At 59.3% G+C, this 19,594-nt stretch carries 18 protein-coding genes and 2 pseudogenes; 11 read left to right on the top strand and 9 right to left on the bottom strand.

The genetic code is table 11. The features are described from left to right. From QMO14_RS29525 to QMO14_RS29495, 7 genes are all read left to right on the top strand, one after another. Positions 1-446, top strand: a 446-nt coding sequence (locus QMO14_RS29525; protein ID WP_301511538.1) for an aldehyde dehydrogenase family protein, incomplete at its 5' end; no start/stop codon positions are given. 2 nt (positions 447-448) lie between these two features. Beyond that, positions 449-1,372 (top strand): 3,4-dihydroxyphenylacetate 2,3-dioxygenase, encoded by a 924-nt coding sequence (gene hpaD / locus QMO14_RS29520; protein ID WP_285414353.1) that lies wholly within the window; start codon positions 449-451, stop codon positions 1,370-1,372. Positions 1,373-1,394: 22 nt separating this feature from the next. Next, the gene (locus tag QMO14_RS29515; protein ID WP_285414351.1) at positions 1,395-1,805 is read left to right on the top strand and encodes a 5-carboxymethyl-2-hydroxymuconate Delta-isomerase; all 411 of its coding nucleotides are present in this window, start codon (positions 1,395-1,397) and stop codon (positions 1,803-1,805) included. Positions 1,806-1,810: 5 nt separating this feature from the next. Continuing rightward, positions 1,811-2,611 (top strand): 2-oxo-hept-4-ene-1,7-dioate hydratase, encoded by an 801-nt coding sequence (gene hpaH, locus QMO14_RS29510; protein WP_285414349.1) that lies wholly within the window; start codon positions 1,811-1,813, stop codon positions 2,609-2,611. A 9-nt stretch (positions 2,612-2,620) separates the two neighbouring features. Next, positions 2,621-3,424: a 4-hydroxy-2-oxoheptanedioate aldolase gene (gene hpaI, locus QMO14_RS29505; protein ID WP_285414347.1), complete on the top strand. Its 804-nt coding sequence runs from the start codon at positions 2,621-2,623 to the stop codon at positions 3,422-3,424. After that, a complete protein-coding gene (locus tag QMO14_RS29500) occupies positions 3,424-4,893 on the top strand; it encodes an NAD-dependent succinate-semialdehyde dehydrogenase (RefSeq protein WP_184605437.1) in 1,470 nt (489 codons plus the stop codon). The genes hpaI and QMO14_RS29500 overlap by 1 nt, the downstream gene beginning before the upstream one ends. 7 nt (positions 4,894-4,900) lie before the next feature. Then, on the top strand, positions 4,901-5,620 hold the full coding sequence (locus tag QMO14_RS29495; RefSeq protein WP_301511535.1) for a class II aldolase/adducin family protein: 720 nt from the start codon (positions 4,901-4,903) through the stop codon (positions 5,618-5,620). 20 nt (positions 5,621-5,640) lie between these two features. On the opposite strand, the gene QMO14_RS29490 is transcribed toward QMO14_RS29495, so the two are convergent. Continuing rightward, a complete protein-coding gene (locus tag QMO14_RS29490; RefSeq protein WP_184605439.1) occupies positions 5,641-6,579 on the bottom strand; it encodes a LysR family transcriptional regulator in 939 nt (312 codons plus the stop codon). 71 nt (positions 6,580-6,650) lie between these two features. Here QMO14_RS29490 and QMO14_RS29485 point away from each other — a divergent pair, with 71 nt between their 5' ends. Then, positions 6,651-8,324, top strand: a complete 1,674-nt coding sequence (locus tag QMO14_RS29485) for an FAD-dependent oxidoreductase (protein ID WP_184605671.1) — start codon at positions 6,651-6,653, stop codon at positions 8,322-8,324. A 203-nt stretch (positions 8,325-8,527) separates the two neighbouring features. On the opposite strand, the gene QMO14_RS29480 is transcribed toward QMO14_RS29485, so the two are convergent. Then, the gene (locus QMO14_RS29480; RefSeq protein WP_184605440.1) at positions 8,528-9,823 is read right to left on the bottom strand and encodes an MFS transporter; all 1,296 of its coding nucleotides are present in this window, start codon (positions 9,821-9,823) and stop codon (positions 8,528-8,530) included. Positions 9,824-10,134: 311 nt separating this feature from the next. Here QMO14_RS29480 and QMO14_RS29475 point away from each other — a divergent pair, with 311 nt between their 5' ends. Then, the gene (locus QMO14_RS29475; protein WP_301511532.1) at positions 10,135-10,476 is read left to right on the top strand and encodes a transposase; all 342 of its coding nucleotides are present in this window, start codon (positions 10,135-10,137) and stop codon (positions 10,474-10,476) included. Between the two features lie 371 nt (positions 10,477-10,847). Here QMO14_RS29475 and QMO14_RS29470 read toward each other — a convergent pair whose 3' ends face one another. The 3 genes from QMO14_RS29470 to QMO14_RS29460 all read right to left on the bottom strand — a co-directional run bounded on the left by QMO14_RS29470 (position 10,848) and on the right by QMO14_RS29460 (position 15,710). Continuing rightward, on the bottom strand, positions 10,848-13,019 hold the full coding sequence (locus QMO14_RS29470) for a DUF6351 family protein (RefSeq protein ID WP_184605441.1): 2,172 nt from the start codon (positions 13,017-13,019) through the stop codon (positions 10,848-10,850). Between the two features lie 263 nt (positions 13,020-13,282). Continuing rightward, the gene (locus QMO14_RS29465; RefSeq protein ID WP_301511530.1) at positions 13,283-14,317 is read right to left on the bottom strand and encodes a dipeptidase; all 1,035 of its coding nucleotides are present in this window, start codon (positions 14,315-14,317) and stop codon (positions 13,283-13,285) included. Positions 14,318-14,375: 58 nt separating this feature from the next. Then, positions 14,376-15,710, bottom strand: a complete 1,335-nt coding sequence (locus QMO14_RS29460) for an MFS transporter (RefSeq protein WP_184605442.1) — start codon at positions 15,708-15,710, stop codon at positions 14,376-14,378. 204 nt (positions 15,711-15,914) lie between these two features. Between QMO14_RS29460 and QMO14_RS29455 the strand changes: the two genes are divergently transcribed. Then, positions 15,915-16,565, top strand: a complete 651-nt coding sequence (locus QMO14_RS29455; protein ID WP_184605443.1) for a TetR/AcrR family transcriptional regulator — start codon at positions 15,915-15,917, stop codon at positions 16,563-16,565. Positions 16,566-16,584: 19 nt separating this feature from the next. Here the strand turns inward: QMO14_RS29455 and QMO14_RS29450 are convergent, their stop codons facing one another. The 4 genes and pseudogenes from QMO14_RS29450 to QMO14_RS29435 all read right to left on the bottom strand — a co-directional run bounded on the left by QMO14_RS29450 (position 16,585) and on the right by QMO14_RS29435 (position 19,390). Beyond that, complete coding sequence (locus QMO14_RS29450; RefSeq protein ID WP_184605444.1) at positions 16,585-16,914, bottom strand: cupin domain-containing protein; 330 nt, start codon at positions 16,912-16,914, stop codon at positions 16,585-16,587. Between the two features lie 56 nt (positions 16,915-16,970). Then, positions 16,971-18,197, bottom strand: a complete 1,227-nt coding sequence (locus QMO14_RS29445) for an FAD-binding oxidoreductase (RefSeq protein ID WP_260310332.1) — start codon at positions 18,195-18,197, stop codon at positions 16,971-16,973. A gap of 64 nt (positions 18,198-18,261) precedes the next feature. Beyond that, a pseudogene (locus tag QMO14_RS29440) lies at positions 18,262-18,885 on the bottom strand (transposase). A gap of 118 nt (positions 18,886-19,003) precedes the next feature. Beyond that, entirely contained in the window at positions 19,004-19,390 is a 387-nt protein-coding gene (locus tag QMO14_RS29435; protein WP_301511527.1) for a LysR substrate-binding domain-containing protein, read from the bottom strand. 29 nt (positions 19,391-19,419) lie between these two features. On the opposite strand from QMO14_RS29435, the pseudogene QMO14_RS29430 reads away from it, so the two are divergent. Beyond that, a pseudogene (locus QMO14_RS29430) lies at positions 19,420-19,594 on the top strand (aminopeptidase N C-terminal domain-containing protein); the annotation flags it as partial.

The raw sequence follows: 19,594 nt of genomic DNA, 5'->3' as shown, positions 1-19,594 counted from the left end.
CCACTTTGCTGTGCGGCGGCCTCGAAGGCCCGGCCAACCTGCCCGATCGCGTGAAGAAGGGCAACTACGTGGTGCCCACCGTGTTCGCCGACGTGGACAACCGCATGAAGATTGCGCAGGACGAGATCTTCGGCCCGGTGGCATGCCTGATTCCGTTCAAGGACGAGGCAGATGCCATTCGCCTGGCCAACGACATCCAGTACGGCCTGAGCAGCTACGTGTGGACCGAGAACATCGGCAAGGCGCACCGCGTGGCCGCGGCCGTGGAAGCCGGCATGTGCTTCGTCAACAGCCAGAACGTGCGCGACCTGCGCCAGCCCTTCGGCGGCACCAAGGCCTCGGGCACGGGCCGCGAAGGCGGCACCTGGAGCTACGAGGTGTTCTGCGAGCCGAAGAACGTGGCGGTGTCGCTGGGCTCGCACCACATTCCGCACTGGGGAGTCTGAGCATGGGGACGCTCGCCCTCGCGGCCAAGATCACGCACGTTCCCTCGCTTTATCTCAGCGAGCTGGATGGACCGCGCAAGGGCAGTCGTCAATCTGCGATAGACGGCCTGAAGACGATCGGTTTGCGCTGCCGCGAGCTGGGCGTCGACACCATCGTGGTCTTCGACACACATTGGCTGGTCAACGCGAGTTACCACCTGAATTGCGCCCCTCATTTCAAAGGTGTCTATACCAGCAACGAGCTTCCCCATTTCATCAGCAACATGCCGTATGAGATTCCAGGCAACCCGGGTCTCGGCAGGCTGTTGGCGAAATCCTGCAACGAATGGGGCGTCGAGACGCTCGCGCATGATGCCACTACGCTGGGGCCGGAATACGGCACCCTGGTTCCCATGCGATACATGAACGAGGACCTGCATTTCAAGGTGATCTGCGTTTCGGCCCTGTGCACCAGCCACTACTTGAACGACAGCGCCAGATTGGGTTGGGCCATGCGCCGCGCGGTGGAGGAGCATTACGACGGGACCGTGGCATTTTTTGCGAGCGGCTCCCTGTCTCATCGATTTGCCCAGAACGGGCTCGCGCCACGGTATGCCGACCGGGTCTGGAGCCCGCTGCTCGAGCGCATGGATCATGACGTCGTGAAGATGTGGGAGGACGGCGAATGGGCCGACTTCTGCGCAATGCTTCCCGAGTACGCGTCCAAAGGCCACGGCGAGGGGTTCATGCACGACACAGCCATGGTGCTTGGCGCACTGGGGTGGTCTGCCTATGACGGCAGGGCCGAGGTGGTTACACCCTACTTCGGCTCTTCGGCCACAGGACAGATCAACGCGCTCTTCCCAGTGACGCCGCAAGACGGTCGAGCCATTCCGAAACCACAAGCGTCCAGTGCCGACGGCTTCCAGACAGTCTCTCGACTGTAGGCTGTCCAGCATCTATCGAACAATGCCTCATCTGATCGTTCTCTACACACCGAACACCGAAAGCCGCACCGATTTGACAGCGCTATGTCGGCGCCTGGCCGACGTCATGCTCGAGCAGCGCGACGAGACGGGCCGTCAAGTTTTCCCGACGGGCGGCACACGAGTGTTGGCCTATCCGGCTGCGCACCATGCCGTGGCCGACGGCAAGAACGACTATGCGTTCGTCTACCTGAATCTGCGAATGGGCTCAGGCCGTTCGGCGGCAGTGAAAAAAAGGGCCGGCGACGAACTCATGGATGCAGTCAAAGCCCATTTCGAACCGATCTTCAGCAATCAGCTGATGGGCTGCACTCTGCAGATCGACGAGAGTCCAGGACAGGTTTACGACGGAAAGCACAGCAACCTGCACCCCCTCTTCAACAAGGAAAAGTGATCTTCATGCTCAATGACAACTTGATTCATCAGCTCGCGACTGAGCTTTACGCGAGCGAGAAATCCCGCGTACAAGTCGAGCATTTCTCCAAGCGTTTTCCGGAAATGAACATCCAGGATGGTTACGCCATCTCGCGCGCCTGGATGAAGCTCAAGCTGGCCGAAGGCCGCATCATCAAGGGACACAAGATCGGCCTGACTTCTCGCGCCATGCAGCAAGCCAGCCAGATCACCGAGCCCGACTACGGAACACTGCTCGACGACATGTTCTTCGAGCCCGGCGACATCCCCTCCGACCGCTTCATCGCACCTCGCGTGGAAGTCGAGCTCGCCTTCATCCTTAAGGACAAGCTCGAAGGCGAAGGTACGACGGTCGCCGATGTGCTCGCGGCCACCGAGTATGTCCAGCCCGCGATTGAGATCATCGACTCTCGGATCGAACAGTTCGACCGGCACACGAAGGTCATGCGGAAGGTGTACGACACGATCAGCGACAACGCCGCCAACGCGGGGATCATTCTCGGTGGCCGAAAGGCCACACCTTCCGAGATCGATCTCCCCTGGTGCGGTGCCGTGTTGAGGCAGAACGGCGTCGTCGAGGAGACCGGTCTTGCCGCCGGCGTCCAAGGGCACCCCGCGGTCGGGATTGCTTGGTTGGCTCAAAAGCTTGCGCCTTGGGGTGAGTCCCTGCAGCCCGGTCAGGTCGTCCTCGCAGGATCGTTCACCCGGCCCGTCGCGGCGAAACGTGGCGACGTTTTCGATGCCGACTACGGTACGTTGGGCCGGTTCGAGTTCCGCTTCATTTGAGGGCTGGTCATGCATATGCCTCTGAACACCTTCAAGCAAGCGATTCGCAGCGCACAAGTCCAACTGGGTCTCTGGGTCGGATTCGCCGACCCCTATGTCGCAGAAGCACTCGCGACAACTGGCTATGACTGGCTCCTCATCGATGGAGAACATGCCCCCAACGATCTGAGGAGCGTCCTGGCTCAACTGCAGGCAGTCGCCGCGTACAGGTCTCACCCGGTCGTGCGTCCTCCCGAGGGAACGGTGGCCGGTATCAAGCAGCTTCTAGATCTCGGTGCACAGACTCTGCTGATCCCAATGGTGGAGACAGCGCAGCAGGCTGGGCAACTCGTGGCTGCAACGCGCTACCCGCCCGAAGGCATCCGGGGCGTGGGTAGCGCTCTCGCGCGATCCTCCCGCTGGAACCAGATCGACGGGTATCTCACCAAGGCCGCAGACGACATTTGCCTTCTGGTTCAAGTCGAAAGCGCTGCAGCACTCACCCAGGTTGGTGAAATTGCGATGGTCGATGGCGTGGATGGCGTGTTCTTCGGACCGGCGGACCTGTCAGCTTCGATGGGCCTGCTGGGTCAGCCTGGCCATCCTAAAGTCCAGGAAGCCATCATCCAGGGCATCCGCTCGGTTGTCGCCGCGGGCAAGGCGGCAGGCGTATTGTCCGCAGACCAGTCGCTGTCCAGAAAGTATCTGGAGGCAGGTGCGACCTTCACTGCCGTAGGCGTCGATACGACGCTTCTGGTGCGCGCAGCCAAGGATCTGCTGGGCCAGTTCAGGGGAGCGCCTGCCGCGCCCGCTCTTTCTTCAGGAGCATACTGATGCTGCAGCTTCAAGACTCATCTCTGCTGCGCTCGCAGATCTTCGTGGACGGCCAGTGGCTCAACGATGCGGGCACCCAACCCATCGAGGTTCGCAATCCTTCCAATGGCTCCCTTGTCGGAACTGTCCCGTGCGCCGGCGGACTCGAAACTCGTCGAGCAATCCTGGCCGCAGATGCAGCCTTCCGCGACTGGAGCCGCACCACCGCCGAGCACCGGGCGCGCATCTTGCGCCGCTGGTACGAGCTGATGCTTGCGCACCAGGACGACCTGGCAGCGATCATGACCGCAGAGCAGGGAAAGCCGCTCGCGGAGGCCAAGGGCGAGATTGGCTATGCCGCCTCTTACATCGAATGGTTCGCCGAGGAGGCCAAACGCACTTACGGGGACGTCGTGCCATCCCCCTGGTCCGACAAGCAGATTCTGGTCAAACGCGAGCCGGTGGGTGTTTGTGCAGCCATCACGCCCTGGAACTTCCCTGCAGCCATGATCACCCGCAAGGTGGCACCGGCTTTGGCCGCGGGATGCACGATCATCGTCAAACCGGCGGAACAGACGCCGCTTTCAGCGCTGGCCTTGGTGGCCCTCGCACAACGAGCCGGCGTTCCTGCAGGCGTCTTGAACGTGATAACAGGAAAGGCGCGGGAAATCGGCGCAGAGCTGACGAGCAATCCGGTCGTTCGCAAGCTCAGCTTCACGGGCTCCACGGAGGTTGGCCGCATCCTTGCGGCTCAGTGCGCTCCGTCTCTCAAGAGGCTTTCGCTCGAGCTCGGTGGCAATGCGCCATTCATCGTCTTCGACGATGCGGATGTCGACGCTGCCGTCGAGGGTGCAATCGCCTCCAAGTACCGCAACAGCGGCCAGACTTGCGTCTGTGCGAACCGACTTCTTGTGCAAGAAGGCATCCACGACGTCTTCGTCGCCAAGCTGTCTGCCGCCGTGAAAGCCCTTAAGGTCGGCGATGGTCGGGACGCCAATGTTCAGCAAGGCCCGCTGATCGACACCGATGCGTTGGACAAGGTGCAGGCGCTGCTCGCAGACGCGCTCGGCAAGGGCGCCCGGATCGTCGCGGGTGGAACACCTCATCTTCTGGGAGGTACCTTCTTCGAGCCGACGGTTATTGCTGACGTGACGGGCGAGATGAAGATTGCCAATGAAGAAATCTTCGGTCCGGTGGCCCCGATCATCCGGTTCGGTACAGAAGAAGAGGCCGTCACGATCGCCAACTCATCGGAGTTCGGTCTTGCCTCTTACTTCTACTCGCGCGATATCGCTCGTGTCTGGAGAGTGGCCGATGCCATGCAAGCCGGGATGGTCGGCATCAACACGGGGATCATCAGCACCGCGGTCGCCCCTTTTGGCGGCATCAAGCAATCGGGCATGGGCCGCGAGGGATCGCGAGTGGGCATCGAAGAGTACATGCACACCAAGTACATGTGTGTCGGCGGTTTGAACCAGGAAAAGAGGTGAACGCACGATGGAAACCGAAGCAAACCTTCGAACCGATCTCGCCAATTGCTACCGGCTCTTCGACTGGCTGGGCTGGAGCGAACTCATCTTCAACCACATCACGATCCGCGTACCGGCGCCTGCGGAGGAAAAGCCGCAGTACCTGATCAACCCGTTCGGCCTGCACTATTCAGAGGTCACGCCACACAATCTGGTGCGCATCGACGTCGACGGGAATATCCGAGACGGCAGCACCGCACGCGTGAACAAGGCTGGCTTCATCATCCACAGCGCCATCCATGCTGCACGGGATGACGCCCACTGCATCATGCACGTGCATACCACTGCGGGGTGCGCTATCTCTTGCAAGGAAGAAGGGCTGCGTCACGACAACTTCTACAGCGCCATGCTGTATGGGGATGTCGCTTATCACGACTACGAGGGCGTCACGACCAATGAAGACGAGCAGCCTCGGCTGGTTGCTTCCCTCGGGAAGAAGAGCCATCTGATCCTTCGCAACCATGGCCTGCTGGTCGTCGGTCCCGACATTCCCACGGCATTCAACAGGTTGTGGATTTTGCAGCGCGGCTGCGAAATACAACTGGCCTCTGACGGTGGTCGCGGCTCCAATCGGGAAATCCCGGCTGAAATCCTCAAGACCGTTCCGGAAACGCGCGTCGCTAGCGGCGGTGAGATCCATCGCCTGATCTTCGATGCAATGCTGCGACGAGCGGGCATCGCAGGGTAATCAGCGCCGGCATTCCTCATCTAGCGTCGGCCGCGGTGCCGCGTTGCAAATTCAAGGCTAGTTCGACGAAGGAACTTGGCGAAAGCTTCGCTTGCCGGCGAGAGAGATCTCTCGTGCTTGGTCACGATGGAGATGACACGCTCGACGATAGGGCGTGTCAGGCGCCGGATGGCAAGACCCGGCGTGCGCGCAACGACAGAAGAGGGAACGACGGTGACACCCAGGCCACTAGCCGCAAGGGCGACCGCGGTCCCCAACAGCGTGACCTCATGGACGATCCGTAGGCTCACTCCCGCTTCTGCAGCCGCGATTTCTATCTTTCGACGAATCCCATAGCCAGGGCGAACGGTCACAATCGGCAGCGCGGAAAGCTGCCTCCATGTCATTGACGTCCCTTCCGGAAAACCATCCGAAGTGCCCGCCGCAGCGACCAGAACGTCGTGCATCACGGCGTCCTCCCGAAGACCGGGAACTGGAGCCTCTAGGGTTCCAACCGCAAAATCGACACGCTCCGCAGCGACAGCTTCCACAAAATCACTTGGTGTCACTTCGAAGATCTCGATGGTGATGCCGGGGTGCTCACGCTCGAACTGCCGAAGTGCATGCGGCAGCAAAGTCTGAGCGACCGCGGCGGTGGCCGCGACTCGGATTCGTCCCTCTGATACATCCGTCAGCCGCCGCGTCGCCGCCGCCATCGCATGGAGCTCTGTCAGGGCGCGCTCCGCATAGTCGATGACCTGCGATGCGGCTTCGGTTCTTCGCAGAATCCTCGTACTGCGATCGAACAAGCGCAATCCCAAGCGCTCTTCCAGTTCCTTCAGGAGAACGCTCACCGCCGGCTGCGTCAGAGATAACTCCCGAGCTGCGGCCGAGACACTGCCAGATCGATAGACCGCCACGAAAGCTCGCAGCTGGCGTACTGAGGGCAGAAAATATAAAGATGCTTTATGAATCGACATGGAAGATTCATTTCCTATTTTCTTTGGCTCTGACTGTAATCAGGGGACTGCTCTCAAGATCAAGGAAAACAATGTCGCCACCTCTTCATTCTCAGGTACTGATCGTGGGCGCCGGCCCAGTTGGACTGACACTCGCTATCGACTTGGCTCAACGTGGCATCTCGGTGCTCGTCGCAGAGATTCGCCATCGGGGCGAGGCGCCAAACGTCAAATGCAATCATGTTTCGGCTCGCTCCATGGAGATCTTCCGTCGATTGGGAGTAGCCCATGCGGTTCGGAACGCAGGCCTTCCGCCCCACTATCCCAACGACGTCTCCTACCGGACTACTTTCACAGGAGACGAGCTCTCTCGCATCAAGATACCGGCCCGCGAGCATCGATACACCGACAAGAGCGGGCCAGACGGCTGGTGGCCGACACCCGAACCCCCGCATCGGATCAATCAGATCTATCTTGAACCGATCCTGTTCGCACACGCGCAAGCTACAGCCGGAGTTCGAATCCTCAATCGCGTGCGTGTCGATGGGTTCACTCAGGACGCTGAAGGCGTAGACGCCATCGGAATCCTCTTGGATGACGGCAAGAGGATTCGGATTCGCTGCCAATACATGATCGGCTGCGATGGCGGCAAATCTTTCGTGAGAAAAGCGATCGGTGCCAAGTTCTCAGGCACCGATGTGGTTGGCCGCGTCCAGTCGACATTCTTTCGAGCACCGGATCTGCTTTCTCGGGCCAAGGACGCTCCGGCATGGGCTACGTTTTCACTGAACCCCAGGCGCAGTGGCAACGTGTACGCAATCGATGGTCGGGAAACGTTCCTTTTGCACAACTACCTGCGCGCGGACGAAACGGACTTTGAAGCCGTTGATCGCGACTGGGCGATCCGCACGATCCTGGGCGTAGGGCAAGATTTCCAGTACGAAGTCATCTCCAAGGAGGACTGGATTGGACGTCGTCTGGTAGCCGACAAGTTTCGAGATCGGCGCGTCTTCATTTGCGGCGACGCCTGCCATCTCTGGATTCCCATGGCAGGCTACGGCATGAATGCGGGGATTGCCGACGCGATGAACCTTTCATGGCAACTGGCCGCGCGACTGAACGGATGGGGTGGCGAAGGCATTCTCAACGCCTACGAAGCCGAAAGGATGCCCCTCACCGAGCAGGTGTCGAAATTCGCGATGAACCACGCTCTCGCGTTACAGAAGGAGCGCGAGGGCGTGCCGGCGGACATCGAACAGCTTGGCGCGGAAGGACAGGCCGCGCGAAAGATAGCAGGCCAGGCGCTATACGACTTGAACGTCAAGCAATACTGTTGTGGCGGCTTGAATTTCGGCTACTTCTACGACGCATCGCCCTTGATAGTCTACGACGGACAGGAGCCACCCGATTACTCCATGGACCAGTTCACGCCGTCTACCGTTCCAGGATGCCGTACTCCGCACTTCTGGCTGGAAGACGGCACCTCTCTCTATGATGTCCTCGGACCTGAGTACACCCTCCTACGGATGGATCCTACGATCCAAATTGATGCCATTCGTGCAGCAGCTATGCAACGCGGTGTTCCGCTGAAAGTCCTTGACGTCATTTCACCCGAAACAGTTCGGCTCTACCCGTACAAGCTTGTCCTCTCACGGCCGGATCAGCACATTGCTTGGCGCGGCAATGCTGTTCCAGACAACGCTATTCAGCTCGTTGACCTTGTCCGAGGATGCGCCACACAAGCCCACTCGACTCAAGACAAGTGAGTTGGCTCTGAGCAGACTCGACCAAACAGGTGGCACACACCAATCCGGTCAGCCTGAAGGTGATGCTGAGCAAGCTGGTACACCGACAAGAGTCTTCTCCCTTACCAAGGGCATCGGCCTGCTAGCCCCGTTACCGCTCTATTCAATCGAGACGGTTTACTGAGTTTCCAGAGCCGCACCGCCTCATCAACCACAGAGAATGCTCACCCTCCGACTGGAAGCACTTTTTTGGAGGAGCGAGGCCCCATCTTCAATACTGCGACGAGCGCAGCCAAAAAGAAGATCACCGAGTAATGCGCTGGCGCGAAGGCGCTTCGCGTCATCTGCTGAATCAAGGTCACGAAGAAGAGGGAGAATCCCCCGAAGATCGTTGCGGCAATGTTGTAGACGATAGACAGGCCCAATCCGCGGATCTGTGTTGGAAAAAGCTCGGAGAGATAGGTAGGACACGGAGCGTAGGCAGCCGCAATCAGGATGGCGAACCAAAGCTCCACGAGAAGCAATGAAACGAAGCTCGGCGCGGCGATGATGTACATATACGCCGGATAGATCGTGAGAGTAAAAAGTGCCAGTGCACCGAGCAGCATAATTCGACGTCCAAACATGTCGCACGCCAAGCCGAATATCGGGATCAGCATCATACGGAAGACAATAGCCACCAGCAGTGCGATAAATGCATCGCCTTGCGGCATTCCTAGCGTCTGTTGTGCGTACAGAGGCAAGTAGGTGATGATCACATAAGACATCACATTGATTGAGGCACTCACTGTTGTTCCAGTAATGATCTCCGGTACGAAGTGACGCCAGATCTTTACAGACGGAGCAGGCGCCATCGCTACTCGCGTGAACTCTTCCGGCTCGTGCAGGTGGCGGCGGATATACAAGCCTGCAGGCCCAATTAGGAGGCCGACGAAAAATGGCAGTCGCCACGCCCAGCTATCAATGGTCTCCTGCGAGAAGACTTTAAACAGCAACGCTCCCACCACCGTAGACAGCAGCGCGCCAGAGGCCTGAGCAAACATCTGCCAGCTTCCGTAATAGCCCTTCCGGTGTGCAGGGGCCATCTCGATCAGATACGAGGTTGCACTGCCAAACTCTCCGCCCGCTGAAAACCCCTGGAGCAGCCTGGCCACTGCAATCAGCGCTGTGGCCCAAAGACCCGCTTGTGCAAAGGTTGGCGCGAAGGCGATCATTGCCGTCGATACGAACATCAGCCATATCACCAGCGTCATTGCAGGTTTTCTGCCAACCTTGTCTGCGTACCAGCCCAGAAGTATGGCGCCCAGCGGACGGGCGATGAAGCCGATCCCGATGCTCAGCGTCGCAAGCAATAGCGCCGCCTGAGGGTCGCTTTGCGGAAAGAACAACTTGCTGATGGTCGCAGCCAGGAAGCCATAGACGATGAAGTCGTACCACTCCAGTGCATTTCCGATCGTTGCCGCGAGGATAATTTTCCACGGCTTTTTTTCCCAGGCCTTGGCCGTCGATTCTGTTTCCACTACAGCAATTTCCTCTTCATCGTGTCCATCCAACCAGAGGTAACCAAAGCCCCGTTTTCAGCAAGCGGGATTTCGGTTGGCACCTTGTTCATCGCCGCCAAACATGACGGCAATACAAGTATGTGACGCACGTTCGGAGACGCCTACTGCGATTCACGGATCATGATTGCTTTTACTCATCAAGCAACGCACACTCATCTCATCGATCGCGTCGACCAGGACGCATCCAAGGAATCGCTGCTGTTTGACCGCCAACTGTCGCCCTGTGTCACCGTTTTGTGCGAGCTCGTTCGCATTTAGTGACAGCAGGTTTGTCCCCATTCGCATTTTTCGGCGTTGCCTACGTCGGCTTCGCCGACGGCCGCGGCGGCCGGCATGCTCGCGACTTCCTCGATCTGCCAGACGAGGATGGTTGGCGCGGCACTCTCGTGTGCGACGACTTCAGTGGCTACAAGGCGTGCTTCGAGCTCGGCGTCACCGAGGCCGGCCGCCTGGCGTATGCGAGGCGCAAGTTACACGAGCTCTGGGCCAATCACGGCAGCCTCGCCGGGGAGCAGGCGCTGAAGTTTTTCGGCGAGCTCTACGCTGTCGAACGCGAGGTCGCCGACCTGATGCGAGAGGAGCGTAAGCGCGTTCTCACTACCCATTGTTGATTTCCACCCAGAGGCGCACCGCTTCTTCACGGAGCCTTGACCCGCATGCTGTTGGACACACGCGTCTCCGAGCAAAAGGGTGAAGGCAAGCACGCTGGGTCGGCGCTTTATGGAACTTTGGGTCAAATGGGCGCGAAAATCTACACCGGTAGCCAAAGCACCGGCGCTCGTGCGCCAACTCGACGATGCGCGTGCTTAGGCTGGCCGTGGACTCGTTCATGCTGGGCGGTTCCCGGTAGCTGGTTCTGGACAACCCCGCATAGCGACAGGCGCGGCGCTCGCTGATGGACAGTTCCTGAACCATCCTGGCAGCAAGAGATTCTGGCAGCACTGCTCTGGTACGCCATCTACTTTTAGCCCGAGCAAGCGCTTCAATGCCGTTGCCATGGAATAGCAGCAACCCTTCCCACGCTTGGCTTTGTCCAGTCGCACACTCCCTCCGAAAAAATAGAGTGAAGCTCGGCCCATTGCATCGGCGAAAAGGCGACCGCGTAGCTCGAAGCCTCCGGGGCCTTGAGCTCGCACTTCATAATGTCTTGCGCAACGCCTTCACCCGCTGCGATTCGAGGCGTCGAATAGATCGGAAAGATCGTATTGCAGACACCGCCAGGCTCCAGGGTCGCGGGCTCTGCATGGGACACGCCGCTCGAATCCCAGCAGGAATCGACAAGCGCAGGAGGCCTGTTTCTAATGACCTTTCTCGCTAAATCGTCTGACGACGTATCCGCGGCTATTCTTTCAAGCCATTCGTTTTGAGCCACGAGCGCCATCTTCGTTAGATTGACCACGCCCTGATACCCCTCAACACTTGCGGACAGCCAGCTCACGTGATTTGCGGAGGTTCCGTGTGCAGCTTGAATTCTCGAGCGGGTTGCAAAGGTACGAACCCTGGTGTGCGTGTTTAAACCTTCGGTGTAGAGGCGCGTGTCGATGACCGGCAACGTGATGCCCTCGCCCGAGTTGACGAGCCCCGATTTGTACGCATTTTCCACACCTTGGATGTTCGCAACCGCCCGTTTTCTTGCATAGGATCCATTGACATCGAACCCTCCGATATTTTTGTTGAGATCAAGGAACTGTTCGATGGTGATGTCCCCGCTGTTCAGCGCCTGGAGCCCGTATTGAACGCCGACGTTGTCATAGATCGAGCGTGCAAAACCGGTGTTTGCATCAACGCCAAAAACATTGACCAGTCCATCGACGTATCCGCCGCGAGCCCCGGTGGGGTTTGTGATCGGGTCGAAGATTGCTGTTGGGGGTACGACCGGTGAAAAGCCTTGGGTGGGCGTCACGAAAGCATGACCAGCCGCATCCCAGCTTCGACAAGTGGTCGATGTGCCGCTCACCGGATAGCCGGCCACCTTGGCCTGAATCGATACAGGCCAGGCACTCGGCCCCGCATCATCGAAGTATCGGTTAAGCAGGGCGCAGTCGACAACATCAAGTATGACTGACGGTGTATCCGGAAAGGACAGGCCGGGCGTGATCGCGTCAAGTACACCAGGATAGTTTTGAGCGATGAAGTGCTGAATCATCGCGCCGCCGGAGGGCCCGGTGCCGATGGTGAATTTAGGCACTCCGTATGACTTGATGAAGTGCTCTTTGAGCATCATCGAATTCTCCGCGGCCATCACGGGATCACAACCGTTGTCCATCGCCATCCGTGAAGCGAATGCAACGGCGAAGCCAAGACCGAGCGGGTCTATGGCGTTATCCACGCTAAGAGGCAGCATTGCGAGAGCGTCCGGCAAGGTGTTCGAACCGGATCGATAACCAGGGGAACATCCTCCGCCATACACAAGATTGAGTTTTCCATTCCAGCCCGCACCGGGCTTTTTGCCGCCTTTCGCCCACGGATTCGAGATCGGATTGGCGGGGTCATCGAGGATGGCAATTCGGTATATGGATTGATCGATCGTGCCCGATTCGACCCGCACTATGAAGTTCACCTTGTTTCCATCGATGGTCTCTGTCGTAGCGAGATCTGCGGGATACGGAGCAACCAAGCTGGTCAGCGGCTTGAAGGCGTTGGAAGTGGTGACGTAATACCAGTCCAATCGACTCGAAACGGTACAACTCGCATCGGATGCTGCGCCGAGCCCGGAGCTTTCGGTTTCGCAAATCCAAGGGACTTGGTGAGGACCTGAGATGATGGGGCCGGATGAGGAATGGTTCTTGACCGTCACCAAGGTTGCAGGTCCATACTTGCTCTGCGCAGAAATCGTGTTCTCCCCCACATGAAAGCCTGCAATACGACCGACGAGGCGTTTGCCTGACGGGTCGTGCTCCAACGACGAACTGACATCAACGCCGTTGAGGCTGACTTTCAGATCCGTCGCCGGAGCCGATTCAGAAGCCGGATCATTGCTCACCGCAATGACGGCATCGCCTCCGCTGACCGTATCCCGGCGCGACGACAGAAGCTCGACTCGAGGCGCTCGGCCTTCCGGGGAGAACGACTCTGAAGCAACGGGCAGCGCGTAGCCTGGCGTTGGATCAGAACCACCACATCCGCCCACGACAGTGGCGAAGGCCAGCAACATCCAAACCTTGCGGCGAGGCGACGGGCACTGGATCTTCTGAAGAGTTCTGAACTTTAGGAACAGGGAGTGCCAAGACGGTTTCTTTGATGACCAAGAACTCATTTTTTCTCCTGCACAAGGCGTGAAATGACGAAGCAACAACCACCGCGCTCGTCTTTCGACGCGACGACTCCTGGCGGAATCGTTGATCGATGGAGACATGCGAAGTCGGGGAGGCACCCGCCCAAGAAGGCTCAAGAGCCTCTGTGTGCCGCCAATGAGCCCTACATCGGCGCCTTCCAGACCTCCTTCATCACACGCAGCCAGTTTTCGCCCATGACCAGGCCAATATCCGAGTCGGAATAGCCCTTGCTCAAGAGCGCATCCACCACTTCGGGCATGGCGCCCAGTTCCACCCGCTTCATATCGCTGCGCGTGTAGCCGCCATCTGGCGGCAGCTTGTCCGCGTGGGCCGCAGCGTCGGCTGTGATCGCGGGTAAATCGACGATGTAGTCGAGCCCCAGACCGACATGTTGAGGCCCGACCAACTGCGCGATGTAGTCGATCTGTTCGGCGAACTTCGAAGGCGATGCGTCATCGTCACCGGTGAAGATCGAAAGGCCCGTCAGACCGAACACGCCGCCGCTGGCTGCCACCGCCTTGATCTGATCGTCTCGGTAGCAACGCGGATGTTGGTGGATGTTCCAGATGTTGCCGTGGCTGCAGATCACCGGATGATCGGAGTACTCGATGGCCTCCATGCAGGAGCGATAGCCGGCATGGGCGACGTCCACGAGCATCCCGACCCGATTCATCTCGGCGATCAACGTCCGCCCGAATCGGCTTATCCCACCCTCTCCAAGTTCGTGGCATCCGTCTGCCACGAAGTTCTTCTGGTTGTAGGCCAGCAGCATGTGGCGAATCCCGAGCTTGTAGAAGACTTCCACCATCGAAAGGTCCCGACCGACCGGAACAGAACCTTGAAAATGAAAGCCCACGGCGAGCTTGCCCTCCTTCCTGGCCCGATGGATGTCGTCCACCGTGTTGACGAGCATGCAAAGGTCGCTTTGGTCAAGGAAGAACTTCCGGTACGCCGCGATGGCCTGGATCGCACCGATCGTGTCGCTGTTGTCGGCTACCAGCGTGAAGGACACATAAGTGAAGCCTTCGTTAATGAGCCGCGAAACGAATGCGTCCTTGAGCCGCTGGTCCGCGGGAGCGCAGAAGGGCGAAGTCATATCGCAGACGAGCAGGCGGGAATACAGTTCTCTCGCTTGATCCGAGGCAGCGGGTTTCATTGCATTGGATGGATTGAGCATGGTGGATTTGCTTGGGAGATGAAGGGATGGGGCGTCGGTGTCCTGCCCACGGTTATCCTCAGACCTTGAAGTCCGAGCCGGGTCGATGCAGCACAACAAGAAAGATCCAGAAGACGGCCGTCACGGCAACCACATAGAAGGCAGGTACCAGAGCGCTTTGGACAGCATTCAGCATGACGGTGATCGCATACAACGAGAAACCGCCAAAGATGGTTGCGCTCAAGTTGTAGGAGATCGCCATGCCTGTGGAGCGAAGGTCAGGCGGAAAGAGATACGCCATTAGCTTTGGATAGACCGCGTTGGAGGCCGACGTCACAGTGGTGAAGATTGCCGAGCAAATGATGAACTTGGCCGTCGTTGGCCCGGAGGTCATCCAGACATAGAGCGGTACGATCATCACGATCAGTGCGGCAAGGCTGATGTGCAACTGCCTTTTCGCGCCCAGCCTGTCAGCAACCATTCCCAGCAGCGGTGTGAGGACCGTCCCGATGGCGCCACAGACCAACAGGGCCAGAAACGGAACATTGGCCGGCAGCTTGAGCTCACGCACGGCGTAGGTGGGCGCATACACGAGAAGAACGTATTGCACCGACGTGCCGATCGCCGCCAGAGACAGCGCGACCATGAGTGCACGGCGGTGTTCCCTGAAAACGATTCGAAGCATCTCCATGGTTCCCCGGTCGCCGGCGTTTTTTTCGAACGCTTCTGACTCCGGCAGGTATCTCCTGATGTAGTAGCCGACCGGTGCAATCAGCAGGCCGAAGGCGAAGGGAACCCGCCATCCCCAGCTGTCTCTGGATTCCGGTGTCATTACCTGGGTCATCAGCAGTCCGACAAGAGCTGCCATGACGGTTGCGAGCAACGGGCCGCTGCTGTAGAGGCCGCTGTAGAGGCCTCGTTTCTTCGCCGGAACGGACTCGAGAAGGTAAGTCGCGGCACTGGCGAATTCGCCGCCCGCAGACAGCGCCTGAAGGATGCGCGCGATGACCATCAACACGGTGGCAGTCACCCCGATGGAAGCGTAGGAGGGGACGAAGACCATGATGAGCATCGACACGGTCATCGACGCCATGATGAAGCTCAGCGCAGGACGTCGCCCGAAACGGTCGGCATACAGACCGATCAACACACCACCGAGCGGCCTTACGACGAAGGAGAGGGCGAATGTGGCAAAGGTCAAAAGGAGCGCTGCTGCGTCATCGCCGGGCGGGAAGAACTGCTTGGCAATGAAAACCGCCAGAAACCCGTAGACGATGAAGTCGTACCACTCCAGCGCGTTGCCGATGATGGCGGCGACGAGCGCCCTTTTCTTGTGGACCGCTTGAACGGAATCTTCTGATCCCTGCAATGGCACTTGCAGTTGGGCAATGTCTTCTATATGGGCAGATTTCATGACAGCAGATCGCATTCCTGAGATGGGGACCACGCGCTTCTTCCCCGACAGTCGAGCTGTCGCTGCGGGCACGCTCGGCGCTTGATGGTCGACTTGCAGAGGCTGCATGGTACGTTTCAATCCTGCATAAAACAATAAGCATTTAACGCAACATGTATAGGGTTTACGTGCCCCCCGTGAAGCTGTGAATACAATGCACGGAAGATGGCCACTTCCCCAAACAAACCCCGGCGCGTCGTCAGAACCCAAGCGGAACGCAGCGAAACGACCCGGCGCCGCATCCTGAATTCAGCGATATCGCTGATTCGGCGGCAAGGCTTTCAGAAAGCCAACCTGCAGAACATTGCGTCCGGCGCGAAGGTCACGCTCGGTGCGTTGCAGCATCAGTTCGGAACACGGCAGGCGCTGCTAGAGCAGGTCGTGGAAGAGGTGATGGCACCGCTATCTGACAAGGGCCCTGTGTGGCCGGATTCAGCCATCCCGCTCAGTGAGCGTGCCGCGGAGTTCGTGGAACGCGCATGGCAGCACATCTACGGTGCGGACTCTTATGTGGCTGCCTGGGGAGTGTTCTTTGGCTGCAAGTCCATCCCCTCACTTTTCAAGCGCATCGATGCGAAACGGCAGGCAGAAGACCCGGTGTCGTTCGCCCATTTTCTCGCGCTCTTTCCTGAGGTTTCCGCGAACCATAGCGACCCCGCCGGATTCGCCGAAATGGTGTTTTCCACGCTTCGCGGGATTGCAGTGTTCAAGTTGTTCCCGGTGACGGAAGAATCCATCGCTTCCCAGCTCGAATGCCTTGCCGGGATGATCGTCGCCGCAGGCCAAGAGAAGCCACGCAAGACAGGCAGATCGTAGCCCTCCCCGCGCCTGCATCCTAGTTCGTCACGAAGAAGAGCCGGGCTTGGCGCCCGAAGTATTTGACCGTGGTCCCGTTGCGGATTTCAATCACGTCACCGGGGCGACCTTCAACGCGTTCTCCGTCGCCAGTCTCGACGCCGAAAACGCCCTCTAGCACCAGGATGATTTCGTCATAGTCGAGCGTCTTCGGCTCACAGGCTGCCTCATGCCATCGACCGAATCCGCAAAGCAGCGCGGCGTCCTCGCCGTCCGAGACCACCCAAGAGATTTCGGCCAAGCCGTCAGATGCGCCCCCGCGCGCCTCGGAGACGACTGTGTGTCCAGGGATCAGGCGAAGAGAAGTCATTCAGGTGCTCCGAGTGAAAAAATGAAAGTCCGTGCGGCTGCGCGTCGTCCACGACTTCATCGTTCGCCTCGCCCGGTCCAAACACCGTAGGAAAGGGCCATGCCGACACCGATGTCGCGCAGTGGGCGCGGCGGGATGTAGTTGGCCGTTCCTTGCGAGAGAAAATCTGTCATCAGGGAATGATCGCGGCCGAGGGCTAGGTCCGCGATGAACGTCCCCGCCGCGGTGTGCCGCACGATGCCGGATCCGTTGCAGCACGAGGCGGCAAAAGAGTTCGGTCCCACGCGACCGAACGCAGGCGCGTGGTTGTGCGACACGGCAAGCCAGCCAGCCCAGAAGTGTTCGAGCTCAATCGGACCGAGCTGAGGAAATCGCCGACGCAGGAGTGCCAGATTGATCTCCCGAGCCTTCGCGCGTCGAGCGTCAGTGGTGCCTAATGACGGCGAGTACTCGAATCCCTGACGAATCATCAGGCGTCGCTCCCGAGTCAGCCTTAGCGTCGATCCGACCACGGAATGCGCCGGCGTCAAGCCCCAAGTCGACTCTCTGCCAAGTTGGCCGAGTTGTTCATCGCTTAACGCGGGCGTCAGGCTCGCGAACAACAATATGGGGATCTGACGGGTGCGATAGACGCCGAAGGACTGCGAGAAGGCGTTGACCGTCAGGATGAGTGCGTTCGCGCGAATTCGGCCATGCGGGGTCCGTACGCTGGGCGTCTGGCCGCGGATGTCTGCTTCGATCACTGGTGAGTTTTCGAATAGCTTGACCTGCCGAGGGAGGCTATCGGCGAGCCCGCGGATAAGACTCGCCGGATTGACCAGGTAGGTGCCAGGGGTGTGAATGGCAGCGGCGTAGTAGGCCGTGCCCAGCGCTTCTCGCAGCTCGCTTCGGTCGACCCACCGGTACGGCTCTTGCCATACTTTGAGACTGGCCTCGTACGCGGCGAGAGAACGCTTCGCGACGTTCTCCGTGACGGCAACATGGTATCGCCCACGCTTCTCCCAGCCGCAGTCGATGCTGTGCTCTTTGACGAGGCAATCCAATTCGTTGAGCGCGAATCGTCCCACGCGGATCGCGCTACGGCCCTGCTCCGTCCATTCTTCCGACGTCCCTGCTGCATGCGGAAGATCGATAGCGAAGCCGGAGTTTCTGCCGGAAGCGTTCTCTCCGACCAGCCCGGCTTCAACAAGCGCGATTGTCGCGTTGGGCCGGAGCCGAGCAAGTTGCCGGGCTGCAGCAACACCCGCGTACCCTGCACCGACGACCACCCAGTCGAAGTCCAACTCACCCCGTACCTCAGCGTTTGCTCGCCGCGGCGGCAGCAAAGCGCTCCACCCATTGCTTTGATCATCTATGGGCAAACGCCCAACGCGAACCGACATGTCGAATTCCTGAATAGCCCCCAGTGCGACCTTCCACAGGAAAAGACTGCAGATGAATGTCGTTCTGGAATGCAGAATATAACAATAAGCATTTAATGTATATTAAATAAATCAGACATGCAATCGCAGCTTTTTCGCCATCTGTGAAGTGCGGGGGCTGAATATGCGTTTCGGACGCTTGCCGATGGGCATTGGCGGGACGCTCAGGCTCCGACGCCCAGTCCTCGGGCAGGTACAACTGGCGGGCCACGGGCAGACTGCCCTGCTTGCCCTGCTTGCCCTGCTTGCCCTGCTTGCCCTGCTTCCCGCGATACTGGCGTGTAACGCGCACCGAATGGCAACCCTTCTTCGAAAGGCCGGTGCCCTCGATGATCCACCGACCGCCCTGCCTGAAGTCCATCCTGGGCATTACCCACTGGCACGTACGACGCAGCTGCGGCGTGTGTGACCACTCGGCCTTGGCCACGAACTGGTGCCGCGCGCTGGCGTGCGTCGGATCCACCCGCGTGGCCATGCGCTCTCCGCTCTAGCGCGACGAGAGAAGCATCAGGCCCGTGCAGTACCCACGAAGGCCGGCGTGCCGATCCATGTGACCCAAGCCCGCGCTCAGGTGCTCCGAATACCTAGTTTTGAACTACCCGCACGCGGCATCCTTCTGTTAGCTGTTCCGTACCGAAGCGCGAATTGAAGAGGCTCACGGTTCGCCGTTACAGAGGAGGTATAGGCGCGGCACCTATCAAGATCGGAAGGGAAGCAGCGCTGTCGCGCATACGAACTTCCAGCATCGCGAGAAGGACACGGAGAGCGGCGCTGTTCTGGCGGCGCTGTGTGTAGACTGCATAGAGCCAGATGTCGCTGGGCATGAAGTCTCTGAGAACCGGAACCAAGTGAGCGCTTTCCACGTAGGGTTGCGCAAGCAGGTCGGGAACGCACACCGCGCCGATATCCGCCAGTGCTGCGCCAATCAACGCACTCGCATCGTTGGCGTCCATGCGTCCCCGAACGGGAACGTTGTACGGCTGGCCGTCCACTTCGAATGCGATCTGTGGAGGCCCTGGCGTGACGGAGTATGCGAGGACATCGTGCTTTCGCATGTCATCAGGCTTCAACGGAATGCCGCGCCGCGCCCGACCGCGGCGGCGACATCCTGCCGCTGGTGAAGCAGTTGATGAAGCACCCCGACTTCTCGCTGAAGAACCCGAACCGCGCGCGCAGCGTGATCTTCAGCTTCTGCAGCGCCAACCCCGGCGCCTTCCACCGCCCCGACGCGGCCGGCTACGTGTTCTGGAGCGAACGCG

It is taken from the genome of Variovorax sp. CAN15, from assembly GCF_030462475.1.
In the GTDB taxonomy this organism is placed as follows: Bacteria; Pseudomonadota; Gammaproteobacteria; order Burkholderiales; family Burkholderiaceae_C; genus Variovorax.
The sequence above is the reverse complement of the archived record's forward strand: the minus strand, read 5'-3'. Positions and strand labels throughout refer to the sequence as shown.

Coding starts and splice junctions, on each gene's coding strand:
- hpaD (WP_285414353.1), top strand. CDS start 449: ATGGGGACGCTCGCCCTCGCGGCCAAGATCACGCACGTTCCCTCGCTT.
- QMO14_RS29515 (WP_285414351.1), top strand. CDS start 1,395: ATGCCTCATCTGATCGTTCTCTACACACCGAACACCGAAAGCCGCACC.
- hpaH (WP_285414349.1), top strand. CDS start 1,811: ATGCTCAATGACAACTTGATTCATCAGCTCGCGACTGAGCTTTACGCG.
- hpaI (WP_285414347.1), top strand. CDS start 2,621: ATGCATATGCCTCTGAACACCTTCAAGCAAGCGATTCGCAGCGCACAA.
- QMO14_RS29500 (WP_184605437.1), top strand. CDS start 3,424: ATGCTGCAGCTTCAAGACTCATCTCTGCTGCGCTCGCAGATCTTCGTG.
- QMO14_RS29495 (WP_301511535.1), top strand. CDS start 4,901: ATGGAAACCGAAGCAAACCTTCGAACCGATCTCGCCAATTGCTACCGG.
- QMO14_RS29490 (WP_184605439.1), bottom strand. CDS start 6,579: ATGTCGATTCATAAAGCATCTTTATATTTTCTGCCCTCAGTACGCCAG.
- QMO14_RS29485 (WP_184605671.1), top strand. CDS start 6,651: ATGTCGCCACCTCTTCATTCTCAGGTACTGATCGTGGGCGCCGGCCCA.
- QMO14_RS29470 (WP_184605441.1), bottom strand. CDS start 13,019: ATGTTGCTGGCCTTCGCCACTGTCGTGGGCGGATGTGGTGGTTCTGAT.
- QMO14_RS29465 (WP_301511530.1), bottom strand. CDS start 14,317: ATGCTCAATCCATCCAATGCAATGAAACCCGCTGCCTCGGATCAAGCG.
- QMO14_RS29460 (WP_184605442.1), bottom strand. CDS start 15,710: ATGAAATCTGCCCATATAGAAGACATTGCCCAACTGCAAGTGCCATTG.
- QMO14_RS29455 (WP_184605443.1), top strand. CDS start 15,915: ATGGCCACTTCCCCAAACAAACCCCGGCGCGTCGTCAGAACCCAAGCG.
- QMO14_RS29450 (WP_184605444.1), bottom strand. CDS start 16,914: ATGACTTCTCTTCGCCTGATCCCTGGACACACAGTCGTCTCCGAGGCG.
- QMO14_RS29435 (WP_301511527.1), bottom strand. CDS start 19,390: ATGCGAAAGCACGATGTCCTCGCATACTCCGTCACGCCAGGGCCTCCA.